The following is a 15,058-nucleotide window of genomic DNA, read 5'->3' as shown; positions in this document are numbered from 1 at the left end:
CTCTGACTGGCTCAATCGCCAATGCAAAATTCTCGGTTCAGTGTCTGAACCAAGCCCTTAGCGTTGGTGATTGGTGGAGGCAGACGGGATCGAACCGACGACCCCCTGCTTGCAAAGCAGGTGCTCTCCCAGCTGAGCTATGCCCCCATGTACAGATGCCCCAGGTACCTACCGCCAGACAATGGTGGGTCTGGTTGGATTCGAACCAACGACCCCCGCCTTATCAAGACGGTGCTCTAACCGACTGAGCTACAGACCCCTGAGTCTGTCTTTAATTTACAGCCGATAAGCGTGAGCGCTCAACTATGCGAGAAGCTCTGGAAAGGAGGTGATCCAGCCGCACCTTCCGATACGGCTACCTTGTTACGACTTCACCCCAGTCATGAATCCTACCGTGGTGACCGTCCTCCTTGCGGTTAGACTAGCCACTTCTGGTAAAACCCACTCCCATGGTGTGACGGGCGGTGTGTACAAGACCCGGGAACGTATTCACCGCGGCATGCTGATCCGCGATTACTAGCGATTCCAGCTTCATGCACTCGAGTTGCAGAGTGCAATCCGGACTACGATCGGTTTTCTGGGATTAGCTCCCCCTCGCGGGTTGGCAACCCTCTGTTCCGACCATTGTATGACGTGTGAAGCCCTACCCATAAGGGCCATGAGGACTTGACGTCATCCCCACCTTCCTCCGGTTTGTCACCGGCAGTCTCCTTAGAGTGCTCTTGCGTAGCAACTAAGGACAAGGGTTGCGCTCGTTGCGGGACTTAACCCAACATCTCACGACACGAGCTGACGACAGCCATGCAGCACCTGTGCGCCGGTTCTCTTTCGAGCACTCCCGCCTCTCAGCAGGATTCCGACCATGTCAAGGGTAGGTAAGGTTTTTCGCGTTGCATCGAATTAATCCACATCATCCACCGCTTGTGCGGGTCCCCGTCAATTCCTTTGAGTTTTAATCTTGCGACCGTACTCCCCAGGCGGTCAACTTCACGCGTTAGCTACGTTACTAAGGAAATGAATCCCCAACAACTAGTTGACATCGTTTAGGGCGTGGACTACCAGGGTATCTAATCCTGTTTGCTCCCCACGCTTTCGTGCATGAGCGTCAGTATTGGCCCAGGGGGCTGCCTTCGCCATCGGTATTCCTCCACATCTCTACGCATTTCACTGCTACACGTGGAATTCTACCCCCCTCTGCCATACTCTAGCCTGCCAGTCACCAATGCAGTTCCCAGGTTGAGCCCGGGGATTTCACATCGGTCTTAGCAAACCGCCTGCGCACGCTTTACGCCCAGTAATTCCGATTAACGCTTGCACCCTACGTATTACCGCGGCTGCTGGCACGTAGTTAGCCGGTGCTTATTCTTCCGGTACCGTCATCCCCCGACTGTATTAGAGCCAAGGATTTCTTTCCGGACAAAAGTGCTTTACAACCCGAAGGCCTTCTTCACACACGCGGCATTGCTGGATCAGGCTTTCGCCCATTGTCCAAAATTCCCCACTGCTGCCTCCCGTAGGAGTCTGGGCCGTGTCTCAGTCCCAGTGTGGCTGGTCGTCCTCTCAGACCAGCTACTGATCGTCGCCTTGGTAGGCCTTTACCCCACCAACTAGCTAATCAGCCATCGGCCAACCCTATAGCGCGAGGCCCGAAGGTCCCCCGCTTTCATCCGTGGATCGTATGCGGTATTAATCCGGCTTTCGCCGGGCTATCCCCCACTACAGGACATGTTCCGATGTATTACTCACCCGTTCGCCACTCGCCACCAGGTGCAAGCACCCGTGCTGCCGTTCGACTTGCATGTGTAAGGCATGCCGCCAGCGTTCAATCTGAGCCAGGATCAAACTCTTCAGTTCAAACCTGTTACTGTTTTCGGTTCCGTTAAGAACCGGTCGCTCACTCAAAGCTGACAGGAATATGAATCACTTCATAAACCTGACTTACTTTAGTGTGAGACTCTTGATACTTTCGCTATCTGATCCGAGGATCAGCTCGCTTTCATCAAGCGCCCACACTTATCGGCTGTTAATTTTTAAAGAGCGTTTCTGCGAGAAACCTGAGGTTTCCCAGCAGCGCTGCGTTTTCAGCAGCAGAGAAGCGAGATTATGAACCGTGTTTCGCAGCTCGTCAACAACTTTCTGAACGACTTCGTTGCGACTGCGGGGCCCAACTTCCTGCGCCGCCGCGGCTCGTTACCACCGAACCTCAACAGCACCGCTTCCCTTCCTCCCGCGCCGCGTTTCCGGTAGCGCGAAAGAGGCGTGATTCTAAGCACCGGCCCCCATCCGTGCAAGCTCTTTGTGAAGAAAGTTTGAAAAGGCCTCCGTGCGCTGTCGCGCACGGAGGCCTTGGGCGCGACGGGCCGGAAAGGACAACGCGCGCCGCCCTCCAAAGATATGACGAACACCTCTCTTTCCTTCCGTATATAGAAAGAGGCGGAACGGGCAAGGAACCGGGCGCGGTCGAGTATCATGCCGCGACCGAACCACGCACTCATATTGATGATGGACAGCACGACTCAACCCGGTGACACCGACCTTCGCGACGAATATGCAGCTCTGCGCGAGCGTGCGATCCAGCTGGAAGAACAGGTCCCGCCGCTTCTGCAACGCATCTCGGACATGTTGCCGCGCATCAGCGGCGAATCCGAACTCGCGGACACGTATCGCGAGCAGCTCGTCGGCGCGCGCAATGCGGCGCTGGTCTCGATCGAAAACTATCAGCAGGCGATTCCATTCCTGCAAACGGCCGACTCGATCATCGAGCAGCTGGACAAGGCGCCCGAGCGCGACGAAGACATCGAGTGGCGGGAGTCGCTGCTGCAACGGCTGGACGAACTGATCGACGTCGCGGTCGTGATGATCGACGATGCGGACAGCTACTTCGAGCACGCCCAAGCCTGCGACCTGTCCAGCGTGCCGAAATCCATCCTCGAGGATTAAGCAGGCTCAGCCGGAATCACGCGGTGCACGAGCTTCACGTCGTGCCCGCCAACAGCCGTTCTCATCCTCCCGCACGAAACGGCTTCCCCGCGCTCGCCGCCTGGCCCGGAACCGCGCGTCGCCGCTACGGCGCATCCAGCACGATCGTCTCGCTCATCATCGGCACGCGGATATAACCGCCCGCCGCATCGCCATACGCCTGCGCGTTGCCGTCGATCACGTATTGCGCCGTCAACGCGCACAAGGCGGCGTCTCGCGCATCGACGGAACGCAGCGTCGACACATCGATCCCCAGCCGCTCCAGCAATTGCCGACGCTGGTTGCGCTTCTGCTTCGCCGACGCCACGGCCTTGCCCAGCATCGCGCAGGTGATCGCATACGGATAGGTTTCGAAACTCGCGCGCCCGCCCGCGTAGCGCGCGTCGGTCAGTAACGGATAGGCGTGCGCGAGTGCACGATAGACGCGCTCGCCCATGAACATCCAGTCGAAGAAGCCCGACGTGCTCGCGATGGCCTGTTCCCGCGACGGCGTCGGAAAGCACGAGATCCGTTCGCGCGCGAGCGCCTGTTCGGCCGCGCGGCGGCCGCTCCCCGTCCACCACAGGCTCGGCGCGTCGACGCCGACGGCGACGACATCATGGGCGAGGCACAGTGAAGGCAGCGACTCGGGCGCGATGCGCGCTTCCTGGCAGACGATCGTCGAGCCACGCAGGATCACGAGATCGCACAGCTTCCTGTCGCCGCCGACGTCGACACCCGCCACCGCGGCCGGTTGCCGTGCGGCGGATCGGGCCGATCGCATGCGCGCGCCTCAGTCCGCCGGCCGTGCGGCGTACGCGGCATCGAAGATCGCCTCGAGACCGGGATGAACGCCGCGCATCGGATCGACGACCGACTTCGCCCAGTCGAAGTACGCCTGCTTGCGTTCGAGCGGCCAGTCCGCGGGCGGATGCCGGGCGATGTCGCGCAGGTTGCAGATCTTGTCGGCCAGCTTCACGAGCTTCGCGCGCCGGCTGATGGTGGCCGCGTGCTCGACCTGCAGACGCTTGCGCTCGTCCTTCGGCAGCGACTTGTCGTCGGTGACTTCCATCACGATGTCCGCCACGTCCTTGCCGAACAGCCGCAGCAACTCCTGCTCGGTCGTCTCCGTATCCTCGACCGTGTCGTGCAACACGGCCGCGACGATCACACGCTCGTCCTCGATGCCGGCCTCGTTGGCCAGCACGTCGGCGAGCGCGATCGGATGATTGATGTACGGCGACGCCTCTTCATCCTTGCGTCGCTGATTGCGATGCTTGTCCGCCGCGAACGCAATCGCGGCTACCAGCTTCTTCATATTCTCACCCCTCGTGTGGCCAGACCCGCGACCGTTGAACCGGCCGCGTGCGTTTCGGAACCGCTCATACTACCTGTACGCACCGCCCGTTCCCGTGCGCGGGCATCCCGACGCGCCCCGCATCACGCGCCGGCCGGCGCGCGCTGCAACTCGACCACGTTGACGCGCGCGCCGAATACGTCCCTCACGAGCGGCAACAGGTGGTCGTGGTGCGTCAGAAACAGCACCTGGGTGCGCGTCGACAGATCGCGCAGCGCCTCGAGCCCCGCCTTCGCACGCGCATCGTCGAAATTGATGAACAGATCGTCGGCGACGAACGGCAGCGCCGTGCGGCTGCCGAGCTGCAACTCCAGCGCCGCGATCCGCAGCGCGAGGAACAGCTGATCGCGCGTCCCTTCGCTCAGCCCCGCGACCTCGACCGACGTTCCCCGCGTGCGCCGTGCATACAGCGCGGGCGGCGTCCGCTCGGTATCGACGGTCAGCTTCGCGAATTCACCCAGCGTGAGCCCGGCGAAAATCTCGCCCGCGCGCCGGAGCATCGGCCCCTGCTTCTGGTCGCGGTAGCGATCCGTCGCCCACTTCAGCAAGCGGCTCGCCGTGGCCGCCTCCAGATACTGTTCGGCCGCGTCGCCCATCGCCGCCAGCGCCTCCTGCCGTTTCGACTCGGCGACGGCCGCGCTCGCCTGGCCGTCGATCGCGCCGAACGCCTGGTCGGCCACGACCTGCTGCTGCGCCAACTCGTTCAGCCGTTTGCCGATATCGGCAAGCGACTGCTTCACCGCTTCGAGATGCGCCGGCACGTCGGCAATGTCCTGTTCCGCCACCTCGGCCTCGACGGCGGACCGGGAAAGCCCGTCGCCGTCGCGCACCAGCGCGTCGTGCGCGGCATCGACCGCCTGCCGAAGCTGGCGCTGGCGATCCGAGCGCTCGGCCAGCGGCAGCGCCGCGTCGATCGACGCGACGCCGGCCAGTTGCAGCAGCGGCTGGATGCGCGCGTCGGCGCCGGCCACCGCGGCAGCCGCGTCCGCGACCTTGCCGTCGGCCTGCCGCACGGCGTCGTCGGCACGATCGATCGCACGGGCGATTTCCCTGGCGGCCGCGAGGCGCATCGTCAGCCGGCGCGCCACGTCCAGCCAGTCGCCGCTCGCCAGCCATTCCGGCGCGAGCGCTTCGGCAAGCCGCCGTGCGCCGGCCTCGAGCGCGTTCAGCTCCGCGCGGATCGTGGCGATCCGGTTGCGCGGCGCATCTGCATCGGCCAGTTCGGCCGTCACCGTGTTCGCAAGCCCGAGTGCACCTTCCGCCGCGGCCAGCGTCGTCGCACTCGCGGACAGTTTCGCGTCGGCCAGCGCGTCGCGCCATTGCGCTTGCCACGCGTCGTAAGCCGTTTGCGCGTGGTCGACCCGCGAACGCGCGGTCGCGCACCCGCGTTCGGCCTCCCGCGCACGATCGTCGAGGCTGTCCTTCTGCGCGGCCGCTTTCTCGGCCGACTGGACGAACGTCTCGGCGACGGCGACGAGCGCGACCAGCCCGTCCGACTCGCCGCCTCGCGATACCTTCGACAGCGCCGCACGCAGCGCGGCTTCCGCGCCGGCGCGGGCAGCGCACATCGTGTCGAATTCACGGCGCTGACGATCGAGATCGGCCTGCGCGGCGAACACCGTGTCGCGCTTCGCGAGCCAGTCGCCCATCGCCGCCAGCGGCATGCCGGGCACCGCGGCCGCCGTCGCGAGCGCGGCCCACGCGTCACGATGCGCGGCGAGCTCGCGCTCGCGTTCGTCCAGCGCGGCCTGCCTGCGTGCAACGCCGGCACGCGCCGATTCGACCTGCTGGCGCAGCGACTGCAGCGTCGCCGCGGCCTGGGTCGCGCCGAGTTGCGCATCGACGAGCTCGTCGGCCAAGCGCATCGCGTCGTCGAGCGCCGGTGCGCCCGCGGCGAGCTCGACGGCGCCGCTGCGAATCTCGCCCCACGCGCCGTCGCGACGCGCACGCGCCGCCAGCACGTCGGCGGTCGTGACGACCTTGTGGTTCTCCGCGAAATGCTTCTCCTGCAGTTCGAGCCGTTCGAGCTCTTCGAGCGCGCCATCCCGCGCGTCGCGCGCGGCAGCGGCCGCGCTGGCACGTTCGCTGTCTTCCTTGAGCAGCGCGCCGAGCCGCGCCGCCGACGGCACGTCGAGCGCACGCAGCGCATCGACCGGCATGCGCCACTGGCCGAGCGCGTCGAGCGCGCCGGCCAGCGTGCGTTCGGCGGCCGCGATTTCATGCGCCAGCGCCTGCTCGCGCGCGCCGCTGTTGCGAAAGCCCTGCGCATCGGCCAGCGCCGCGCGCAACGCTTCCGGCACGTCGACGGTCGACAGGCGCGCTTGTTGTTCCCGCACCTGCGCCAGCTCGCGTGTGCGTTCGTCGAGCGATTCGCGCGCGCCGGCGAGCGCCTGGTGCAGCGCGCCGTGTTCGCGCAGCAGGTTCGCGACGGTCTTCAGCGACAGCGCCGTCGGCAACGCGGCGCGCAGCGACGCTTCGTCCGCCGGCCAGCCGAGCTGCGCGGCCGCCGACAACGCGGCGGACAGGTGCCGCTCGACGTCCGCGCCGAGCAACAGCAGATCCTGCGCGTGATTCGTGCACGCGGCGCGCAGCCGATCGAGCGCCTCGATATCGGCTTCGAGCGCCAACGCGTCGACGTCCGCGGCGATCGCATCGCGCGCCTGCCGCTTCGCGAGGAGGTCGGCCCGCCGCTCCTCGAGCACCTTCTGCTCGGCCGCGAGATCGCCCTGCGCCTTCAGCAGATCCGCATACGCGGTCGGCGGCAACTCGATCACCGCGCCCAGTTCGGCCAGCGCCGCATCCTTGACCGTCAGCTCCTTCAGGTACGGCGCGAGCCGCCGCACGCGTTCGAGCTTCGAGCGCAGCGCTTCGAGCCGGCGCTGTTCCGCCCGCGCCTGCTCGATCTGCTGCTCGACCGCTTCGCGCGCTTCCTTGCGATCGACCCAGTCGCGCGTGCGCACCTGCACCGCCTTCAGTTCGGTCACGGCTTCGTTGAATGCGGTTTCGGCCAGCGCAAACGCGCTGCCGCTGCGACGCGGCGCCCACAATTCGAGCGCGCGCGCGTCGAGCTCCTCGCGCACCGGCCCGAGGCTGCCGACGCCGGCAGCCGATTCGAACAGGACCTGGCCGAGCTTGTCCGATGCGTCGAGAATGCTGCGCCCGCCATCGACCAGCCGCCCGTGATCGAGCCCGAACATCTGCTCGAAGAATTCGCGCGTCGCGCCATCGAGAATCGACGCCAGATAGTCGTCGGGCAGCTTGTCGTCGGCAGGCGTGCGCAACGGACTGCGCCCGCGCGCACGGTGGAACACGAATTCGCCCGCACCGCTCTCCAGCACGCCGCCGATCCGCAGTTCGGGCGTGCTGTGCAGGAAATCGAGCGGCGTCTGCAGCTTCATCCCGAACAGCAACTCGGACACGGCCGTGCGGATCGTCGACTTGCCGGCCTCGTTCGGCCCGACGATCACATGAAAATCCTCGCCGGCCGACGGGAAACGCAGCGTCTCGTCGGTGAACTTGCCGTACTTGATCAGATCGAGCTGACGGATGCGCATCGCTTACTCCCCCCTCGCCAGCCGCGCGAGCAACGCGGGCCCGACCTGCTCGACCAGCGCCGTCAGTTCGCCCGCGCGCGCCAGCGTCAGCAACGGCACGTCCTCCTTCACGTCGCTGCGGACCTTGCCGACGAACGGCTTCAGGTCACGTTCGAGCAGCGCGAGGAAATCCGGATCGTGCGCGGCGTCGGCCAGTATCTGCTTCAGGTCCTCCAGCGCTTCGAGCGGCTCGCTTTCGCCCGGCTGCCGATCGGCGGCGGACGTCGCGAGCCGAACCTTCTCCAGCCACAGCCGCTCGTTGCCGATGATGCCGATCTGGTTCAGCACCTCCGCACGCAACTGCGGCGCGCGGCCGAAAAAGAGGCCGTGCGCGGGCGTGCGCCCGGTGACGGTGACGCGCACCGCGCGCGGCACGTGGCCGTCGACCGTCAACAGCGCCTCCAGCGACTGGCCGATCTTTCTCGACAGATCGGCCACCGACAGGCAATCGGACGCATCGACCGACACGGCTTCCCACCGCAGCACGTCGAGATACAGGCGCTCGACCTGCGTCCTGCCTGGCTCGACCGTCACGAGCACCGCGCCGCGCCGGCCCGTCTCGCGGATATGGCGCCCCTGCAGGTTGCCGGGAAACACGACGGTGGACGGGCCCGTCCATTGCTGGAATTCGTGCACGTGGCCGAGCGCCCAGTAGTCGTAACCCTTCGCGTGCAGTTCGGCCAGCGTGCAGGGCGCGTAGTTCGCATGCGCCGCATACCCTTCGAGCGCCGTGTGCAGCACGCCGATGTTGTAGTACCCGGGCACCGGGTCCGGATAGCCGATCGCGAGATTGTCGACGACGGCCTTGTCCTTGAAGCTCTGCCCGTGCAGCGCGACGTCGAATTCCGGCAGCGTGAAAGTCTCCGGCTTGCGGTGGCCGAACACGGTGACGTTGTCGGGCAGCGTCAGCTTCTTCGTCATCTCGCTTTCGGCATCGTGGTTGCCGCCGAGGACGAACGCGCGGATGCCGGCCCTGCGCAGGCGCCCCATCTGCTGGCCGAAGAAGATGCCCGTGTTGTGATCCTTCCAGTCGCCGTCGTACAGGTCGCCCGCGATCACGAGGAACGCGACTTCCTCTTCGATCGCACGATCCACGAGTTGCCGCAGCGCCTCGCGCGACGCGTTGCGCAACTGCGCGGCCGGCGCGTCGGGATACGCGCTCAGGCCGTGCAACGGGCTGTCAAGGTGAATGTCTGCCGCGTGGATGAACTTCACGAAGGTTCCTCTGTTTCATGGCGAAGGGGCGACGCCGCTCGCACGGGCTCGTCCCGTCCATCGTCGTGCCGCCGGCCGCGGGGCTGGGCGCAACACATGCGATACATGCGGCGCGGCGGCCGGACCGGATCATGCCGCCCGTTGCAAGCGGGTCGGGATGGTACCTGAAAGCGGGTCGCGATATGCCGTTCCGCGTCGGTCCGGATGGTGGGCAAGCACGCGATACCGGCACGAACCGACATTGTGCCGCAGCACGGGCGGGCGACGGCAAAACCGCGCGCCGTGGAACGGGCCGCTCACGAAACGGTGGCCGCGCAATCGTGCGGTAGGGGCGATTGCGCTTCGGATCGTGTTTCGAGCGAAGCGAAACGGTAACGGCACGGCATGGAACGGGCGGCAGGAAAACCCACGGAATCGCCCGCGGGCAGCGCGATGCCCCGCGGGCGCCCGGCTACATGCCGTTACTCGCCGCGCGGAACGGGCGGCGGCGCATAGCCGTTGTCGTTGCCGGGAAACGGATTTGCATTGCGGCGCAGTGCGTCCTCGTCGTTTTCCTTCTGCGCGAACAGCGCGACGCCGATCACGCCGACGTTCGCGACATCGCCGTACTTCGCGTTCGCGACATAGCTGTCGGGCACGGCCGCAAAGCGGAACGCGGCGACTTCGTCGCGGCTCTTGCGAAAGCCTTCGATCGTCAGCGTACGGCCCGGATACAGCACGTAGCCGCCGTTCGTATAGCTGCCCGGCCGCCCCGACCGTACATCGAGCCCGTCGACCGTCGACACGACTTCGAACGCGCGGCGCCCCTGGTTGCGCAACACGATCATGTAGCGCGAGCCCTCGACGCCCGCCATGTGCCAGCGGCCGTTGCTGCGCGCGAGACGCAGCGGCGCGCCCTTCTCGTCGGCAAACGACAGTGCGATGTCGCCGTTCGCGAGCGCGACACGGATCGGCAGCCGGCGCACCTGCGACGCGGAAAGATGGCCGGGCAGCACGTCGTTGTAGTAGACCGACGCGAGATCCGTCGGATTCGCCGGATCCGCGCGTTCGAATTCGACCTGCCGGGTTTCGGATCGCACCGATTCGCCCCACGCGGTACCGAGCCCGCGGCGTTCGCCGGCGGCCGGTGCGGCGGCGCTGGAGGATGGCGCAGACGCGGGCGGGGCCGCGCAGGCGGCCAGCCAGAGCGCGCAGGCGAGCGCGAGCAGACGGAACAGGAGGGTCATGACGTGATGCCTCGGAATGTTATCGGACCGCGCCGGGCGCGCCGGAGCGGCGTTTTCGTATCGTCTGTCGTCACGGTGTCGATCGGACATGCCGGCCCGTGCCGGCCGGCGCCGCCATCGCGGCGGCCGGCTGTCGGGGAGCCCTGCTATTTAAGCATGGCGCGCGGGCAATGGGCAGGGGGTGCCCCGATCCGGGGATGGATCGAATGCAATACTTCCCGGCACCCGCCATTCGACGAGGATCGCTCGTCGCGGCGCGACGGCGCCGGCTTCAGCTCATCGTCTTGCGCCCGGCCGCGCCGGCGAGCCGCCCGTCATGCGGTGGCCAGCCTTTCATGCGGGCGCTCGAGAAAACCGTCTTCGTAAAAGTAGTCGAAGAACGTACGCAACCAGTCGTTTGCCGGACGCAGGCTCGATGCGAGCACGTCACCCGCGAGCCGCTTCAGTTGGGTGACGTCGATCGGAAGAATTCGCCCGACCGTCGGATCCGCAACGGGGTTCAGTTTTCTGAGGACCGGGATCAGCATCGAAAGCGGATGCGCCGGGTCCTGCCGAACATGTTCCGCCAGTGCCGCGAGCCACACGTCGTAGCTCATGCGTTCGATCGCGAACCCTTCGTCCTCGATGAAATCGACCAGTGCGTCGAGCGAGTTCCAGCGCGGGTTGATCACATGCACGCCCTGCCCCGCGGCGGTCGGGTCGAGCGACGCGCGTACGATGATCCGGCTGACGACGTCGACCGGAAGGATGTTGTCGAACCCGACGTCGCGCGGCGCCTTTCCAAACACGATGATGCCCTTGATCAATCGGCAGAACAGGTCGTCCAGGTTCATCCGCCCGCTCACCGCGTGCCCGACGATCCGCGCCGGACGATATACCGTGACGGGAACGCCGCGCGCGTGCGCCTGCGCGAGCAACTGCTCGGCGACCCATTTGCTCTGTTCGTAGCCGCTCGTCAGGTGTTCGTGGAACGGCACGGCGAGCGTTTCCGGCAACGCGTCCGAATAACGGTCGAGCGTGCCGACGGTGGACACGTAGTGAATCGGCGCCACTCGATGCAGGCTCGCCAGCCTGACGATGTCCTGGGTCGCCAGCACGTTGACCTGCTTCAGCGTCGCGTACGGATAAACGAAGTTGACCAACGCCCCGTTGTGGTAGATCGCATCGATTTCAGCGGCGAGCGCGTCGAATGCCGCCGCCGACAAACCGAGGTTCGGCTCACCCAGGTCACCCGGCACGGCGACGATCCGATCGCGGTGCCGCGCTTCCCACAAGCCATGCGACTGCATCGCGGCCTCGATGCGCCGAACGCCCGCCGCTGGCTCGTCGGCGCGAACCAGGCACATCACGCGTGCATCGGTCGTCGCGAGCAGCGTATGAAGCAGGTGCACGCCCAGGAATCCCGTCGCGCCGGTGAGCAGCACCGTGCGATAAGGGCGCCACGAATACGGCTGCCGTGTCTCGATTGCCGGGTCGAGCCGGGCTTCACCCGGCAAATCGACGATCGCCGTATCGCGACGCACATTGCCGCTCGCGATACTGGCAGCCAGACCGGCGATCGTCGGCGCGGCGAGCAGCGTTTCCATGTCGATCGCATGCTGAAGCCGCTCGCCGATCTGATACAGCATCACGGTTGCCTGCAGCGAATCCCCGCCGAGATCGAAGTAATTGTCGTGAATGCCGATGCGTTGCTGCTTGAGCAAGCCGCACCAGATTTCGTGAATCGCCGTTTCCACCATGTCGCGAGGCGCCGCATGGCGATCGTGCTTGCGCACCTCGACGTCGCCGGACAGGAGCCGGACGCGGTCGATCCTTCCTGTCGCGGAACGCGGCAAAGCGGCGAGCGCGACGATCGCGCCGGCCGACAGTGCCGGCACGCCGCGCTGTCCGGCCAGCCGACGCGCGATGTCCGCGGCGTCGGCCGTCGCGTCCTGATGAAAAAGCGCATAGTCCCATTCTCCGCTTTCGGCGATCCGCTCCACGAGCGCGACCTCGTCGACACCCGCGCGCCGTGCAATGTCGGCTTCGACATCCAGCCAGTCCGCCGTCCATTCCTCGGAACATGCGCTCCGGTCGGGCAGCCACGTATGACAGCCGCGCTCCGTCCGCCACGCGCCAAGCGTCGTGCGCAGCCACGTACCGTCGCGCGTGACGGTCAGGCTGCCACGGTCCGGCTTGCCGTTGCGCCACATCGAATCAGGTGCCGAATGCCCCGACACGACGAGCGTACCGAGCGCGTCCGTACCGGCCCGGTTCAGATGGGTGTCGGCGACGAACACCGATTCATCCGCCGACACCACGCCCGATTCGAAGCGATCGAATTCGTCGGCCGATGAAACCGCATGCGGAAGCGACCACGCGGGCCAGCACAATTGCCGGAAGCGTTGCGCGCGGGGTGCGAGCTCGGCGAGTCGCGCGGCGTCCGCACGCGTCAGCGAGCGTGCGTCGGCCATGACCCAGTCGGTGCGAAGCGCGCCGGCCGACAGGGCGGAGGATGCGCGGACGATGTGACGCGTCGCCTCCGGACTCAGGACGATACCGTGCCAGTGCGCATCCGGAGACGCCGCTCGCGGCAGAAACGCGGGATCGCCGGGGCTTGCGAGCTGATGCACCGACAGCCCGGCGCTCAGCGCGCCCAGTACCGCCCACAATGCCGTATGGGACAGCGGCCCCTCGCCCAACCCGACATCGCGCGACGTGCCGCCCGGTAACGTCCGTTCGAACGCGCGCGCGGCTTCGATCAGTTGCGCGTGCGTATAACGGATGACGCGCCAGTCGCCATCGACATCGCGCCGCAGCAACGAACAGGCGCCCTGCGCCGGATCCGAATGATCGTCGAGCGTACCGTCGATTTGCCCGTACATCGGGTCCTGCTCGTCGAAGACGTAACACATCACACCGGTCAACGGCGTATGCTGCGCGGTCGTCACGCAGCTTCGCAGCGGTTCCGGCGACCAACCGCCATCGACGACCGCATCGAACGCGGACGACGGAAGGTTTGGGTCGGTCATCACGCAATCGACGCCATACGCCAGCCCGGACAGCAGCAACACCAGCCCGGAGACGGGGTCGTCGCATGCGATCAGCACGCGCTCGCCCGGCCGATAGCCGAAACGCCGCCATTGGCGAACGGCGCGCTGCACGCGATCGGCGATCATTCCATAGGTGACGCCGTGCGCGCCGACCGGCGAATGGCGGGCGTCCAGCCGGGAAAAGGCGATTTGATCCGGCGCGCGAGCGGCATGCGCGGCAATCCGCGCCGACAACGTCGCGCCGCCGATCGACGCATGTTCGGATGCGTCGGACGCCCTGCCGGCCCCCGTCGACGATCCTGCATCGAGCACGAGATCGCCCACTTTTCGCGGGGTCGCGCCGACCAGGATTTGAAGTAGCCCGCGGTATTGCGCAGCCATGCGCTCAATGAACGCCGCATCGAATCGGGCCGTATCGTAGGTCAACTGGAACGTCAGCGTATCCGTCGGCAATACGACGAGCGCCAATGCGTAACTCGTTTCCTCGACGGCACGCGGGTCGTCGATCCGCCACCCGCAACTCGCGGCGAGCCGATCGAACGCATCGCGGCCCGGGTAATTTTCGAATACGTAGAGCGTGTCGAAGAGCGATTGCTGGCGCGGCACTTCGCTGCATTTCAATACGTCGGTGAGTGCGCTGTGCGCATGCTGTTCCAGCCGTTGCGTATCGGCCTGCAAGCGTCGCAACCAGTCGGCCATATCGAGCTCGCCGTCGAGCGTCGCGCGCCACGGAAGCGTGTTGATGAACAAGCCGGCCATGCGTTCGATGCCGTCCACCTCCGCGGCACGCCCCGATACGACGATGCCGCCGACGACGTCGTTGCAGCCGCCGTAGCGCGCGAGCAGCATCGCCCACGCCCCCTGGCACAGCGTATTGAGCGTCACGCGGGCGACGCGGCATGCCCGGCCGGCCGTCTCCATCCATTCGGCCGGCATCGTCTCGACCCGCGTCGAGCGCGTGCGGCGCGCTTCGGCGCCGGCTGCGGCATCGCTTGCCGGCGCCGGAAATACCGACGGCGCGAATCCCGCCGGCGTGCGATAGCCGCGCAACAGATCGCGCCAATAGTCGAGCGAACCGTCGCCATCCCGTGTGCGCAGCCACGCAACGTAGTCGCGATAGTCGCGCGCGATCGCTGGAAGCGGCGCGTCGGGGCGTGAATAACGCTGAAAGACCTCGCCGAGCAGCAAGGGCATCGACCAGCCGTCGAGAATCGCGTGGTGATAGGTCCAGAGGAATCGATGCCGCTCGTGACCGAGCTGGATCAGCGTGACGCGCATCAGCGGCGCGACGCTGAAATCGAAGCCGCGCGCACGATCGCTCGCCAGCAACTGTTCGAATCGCTCGGCTTGCTCGTCGGTCGCCCGATCGCGCCAGTCGATCACCTCGAACGGCAATCCGACCGTATGCCGGACGACCTGCAACGGTTGCTCTTCATGCAGGCGAATGAACAAGGTCTTGAGTGTGTCGTGGCGATGCACGACCGTCTCCCACGCGCCGCGGAATCGCTCGAGGTCCAGCGAGCCGTGCAGCACGCAGGAAAATTGCTCGACGTAGACGCCGGAGGCCGGATCGAGTCGCGAATGGTGGAGCATGCCTCGCTGAAGAGGCGTGAGCGGGTAAATCGTGTCGACGTTTCGGGTCATCCTGAGTTCCTGTTGCGGTCATGCTCGACGAAC

At 66.0% G+C, this 15,058-nt stretch carries 7 protein-coding genes, 2 tRNA genes and 1 rRNA gene; 1 reads left to right on the top strand and 9 read right to left on the bottom strand.

Going from position 1 to position 15,058, the window contains the following annotated elements:
* Nucleotides 1–71: 71 nt before the first annotated feature.
* The 3 genes from WS64_RS18920 to WS64_RS18910 form a co-directional block, all read right to left on the bottom strand.
* Nucleotides 72–147: transfer RNA gene (locus WS64_RS18920), tRNA-Ala, on the bottom strand.
* Nucleotides 148–182: 35 nt separating this feature from the next.
* Nucleotides 183–259: transfer RNA gene (locus WS64_RS18915), tRNA-Ile, on the bottom strand.
* Between the two features lie 62 nt (nt 260–321).
* Nucleotides 322–1,854, bottom strand: a 16S ribosomal RNA gene (locus WS64_RS18910).
* A gap of 648 nt (nt 1,855–2,502) precedes the next feature.
* Between WS64_RS18910 and WS64_RS18905 the strand changes: the two genes are divergently transcribed.
* On the top strand, nt 2,503–2,940 hold the full coding sequence (locus WS64_RS18905; RefSeq protein ID WP_167351635.1) for an ATPase: 438 nt from the start codon (nt 2,503–2,505) through the stop codon (nt 2,938–2,940).
* A 124-nt stretch (nt 2,941–3,064) separates the two neighbouring features.
* Here the strand turns inward: WS64_RS18905 and WS64_RS18900 are convergent, their stop codons facing one another.
* The 6 genes from WS64_RS18900 to WS64_RS18875 all read right to left on the bottom strand — a co-directional run bounded on the left by WS64_RS18900 (nt 3,065) and on the right by WS64_RS18875 (nt 15,025).
* Entirely contained in the window at nt 3,065–3,742 is a 678-nt protein-coding gene (locus WS64_RS18900) for a DUF429 domain-containing protein (RefSeq protein ID WP_060967294.1), read from the bottom strand.
* A gap of 9 nt (nt 3,743–3,751) precedes the next feature.
* The gene (locus WS64_RS18895) at nt 3,752–4,276 is read right to left on the bottom strand and encodes an HD domain-containing protein (protein ID WP_059583821.1); all 525 of its coding nucleotides are present in this window, start codon (nt 4,274–4,276) and stop codon (nt 3,752–3,754) included.
* 122 nt (nt 4,277–4,398) lie between these two features.
* Nucleotides 4,399–7,869, bottom strand: a complete 3,471-nt coding sequence (locus tag WS64_RS18890; protein ID WP_060967293.1) for an ATP-binding protein — start codon at nt 7,867–7,869, stop codon at nt 4,399–4,401.
* A gap of 3 nt (nt 7,870–7,872) precedes the next feature.
* On the bottom strand, nt 7,873–9,123 hold the full coding sequence (locus WS64_RS18885) for a metallophosphoesterase family protein (RefSeq protein ID WP_059583824.1): 1,251 nt from the start codon (nt 9,121–9,123) through the stop codon (nt 7,873–7,875).
* A gap of 461 nt (nt 9,124–9,584) precedes the next feature.
* Nucleotides 9,585–10,349, bottom strand: coding sequence for a hypothetical protein (locus WS64_RS18880; protein WP_060967292.1), 765 nt, complete (start codon nt 10,347–10,349; stop codon nt 9,585–9,587).
* Nucleotides 10,350–10,663: 314 nt separating this feature from the next.
* On the bottom strand, nt 10,664–15,025 hold the full coding sequence (locus WS64_RS18875; protein ID WP_081103873.1) for a thioester reductase domain-containing protein: 4,362 nt from the start codon (nt 15,023–15,025) through the stop codon (nt 10,664–10,666).
* Nucleotides 15,026–15,058: the final 33 nt, after the last annotated feature.

The organism is Burkholderia anthina, from assembly GCF_001547525.1.
Lineage (GTDB): Bacteria > Pseudomonadota > Gammaproteobacteria > Burkholderiales > Burkholderiaceae > Burkholderia > Burkholderia semiarida.
This window is presented reverse-complemented; position numbering and strand designations above follow the sequence as displayed.

Bases quoted from the DNA above. Each gene is read 5' to 3' on its own strand.
- WS64_RS18875 (WP_081103873.1), bottom strand. From the start codon at position 15,025: ATGACCCGAAACGTCGACACGATTTACCCGCTCACGCCTCTTCAGCGA.
- WS64_RS18895 (WP_059583821.1), bottom strand. From the start codon at position 4,276: ATGAAGAAGCTGGTAGCCGCGATTGCGTTCGCGGCGGACAAGCATCGC.
- WS64_RS18900 (WP_060967294.1), bottom strand. From the start codon at position 3,742: ATGCGATCGGCCCGATCCGCCGCACGGCAACCGGCCGCGGTGGCGGGT.
- WS64_RS18905 (WP_167351635.1), top strand. From the start codon at position 2,503: ATGGACAGCACGACTCAACCCGGTGACACCGACCTTCGCGACGAATAT.
- WS64_RS18880 (WP_060967292.1), bottom strand. From the start codon at position 10,349: ATGACCCTCCTGTTCCGTCTGCTCGCGCTCGCCTGCGCGCTCTGGCTG.
- WS64_RS18890 (WP_060967293.1), bottom strand. From the start codon at position 7,869: ATGCGCATCCGTCAGCTCGATCTGATCAAGTACGGCAAGTTCACCGAC.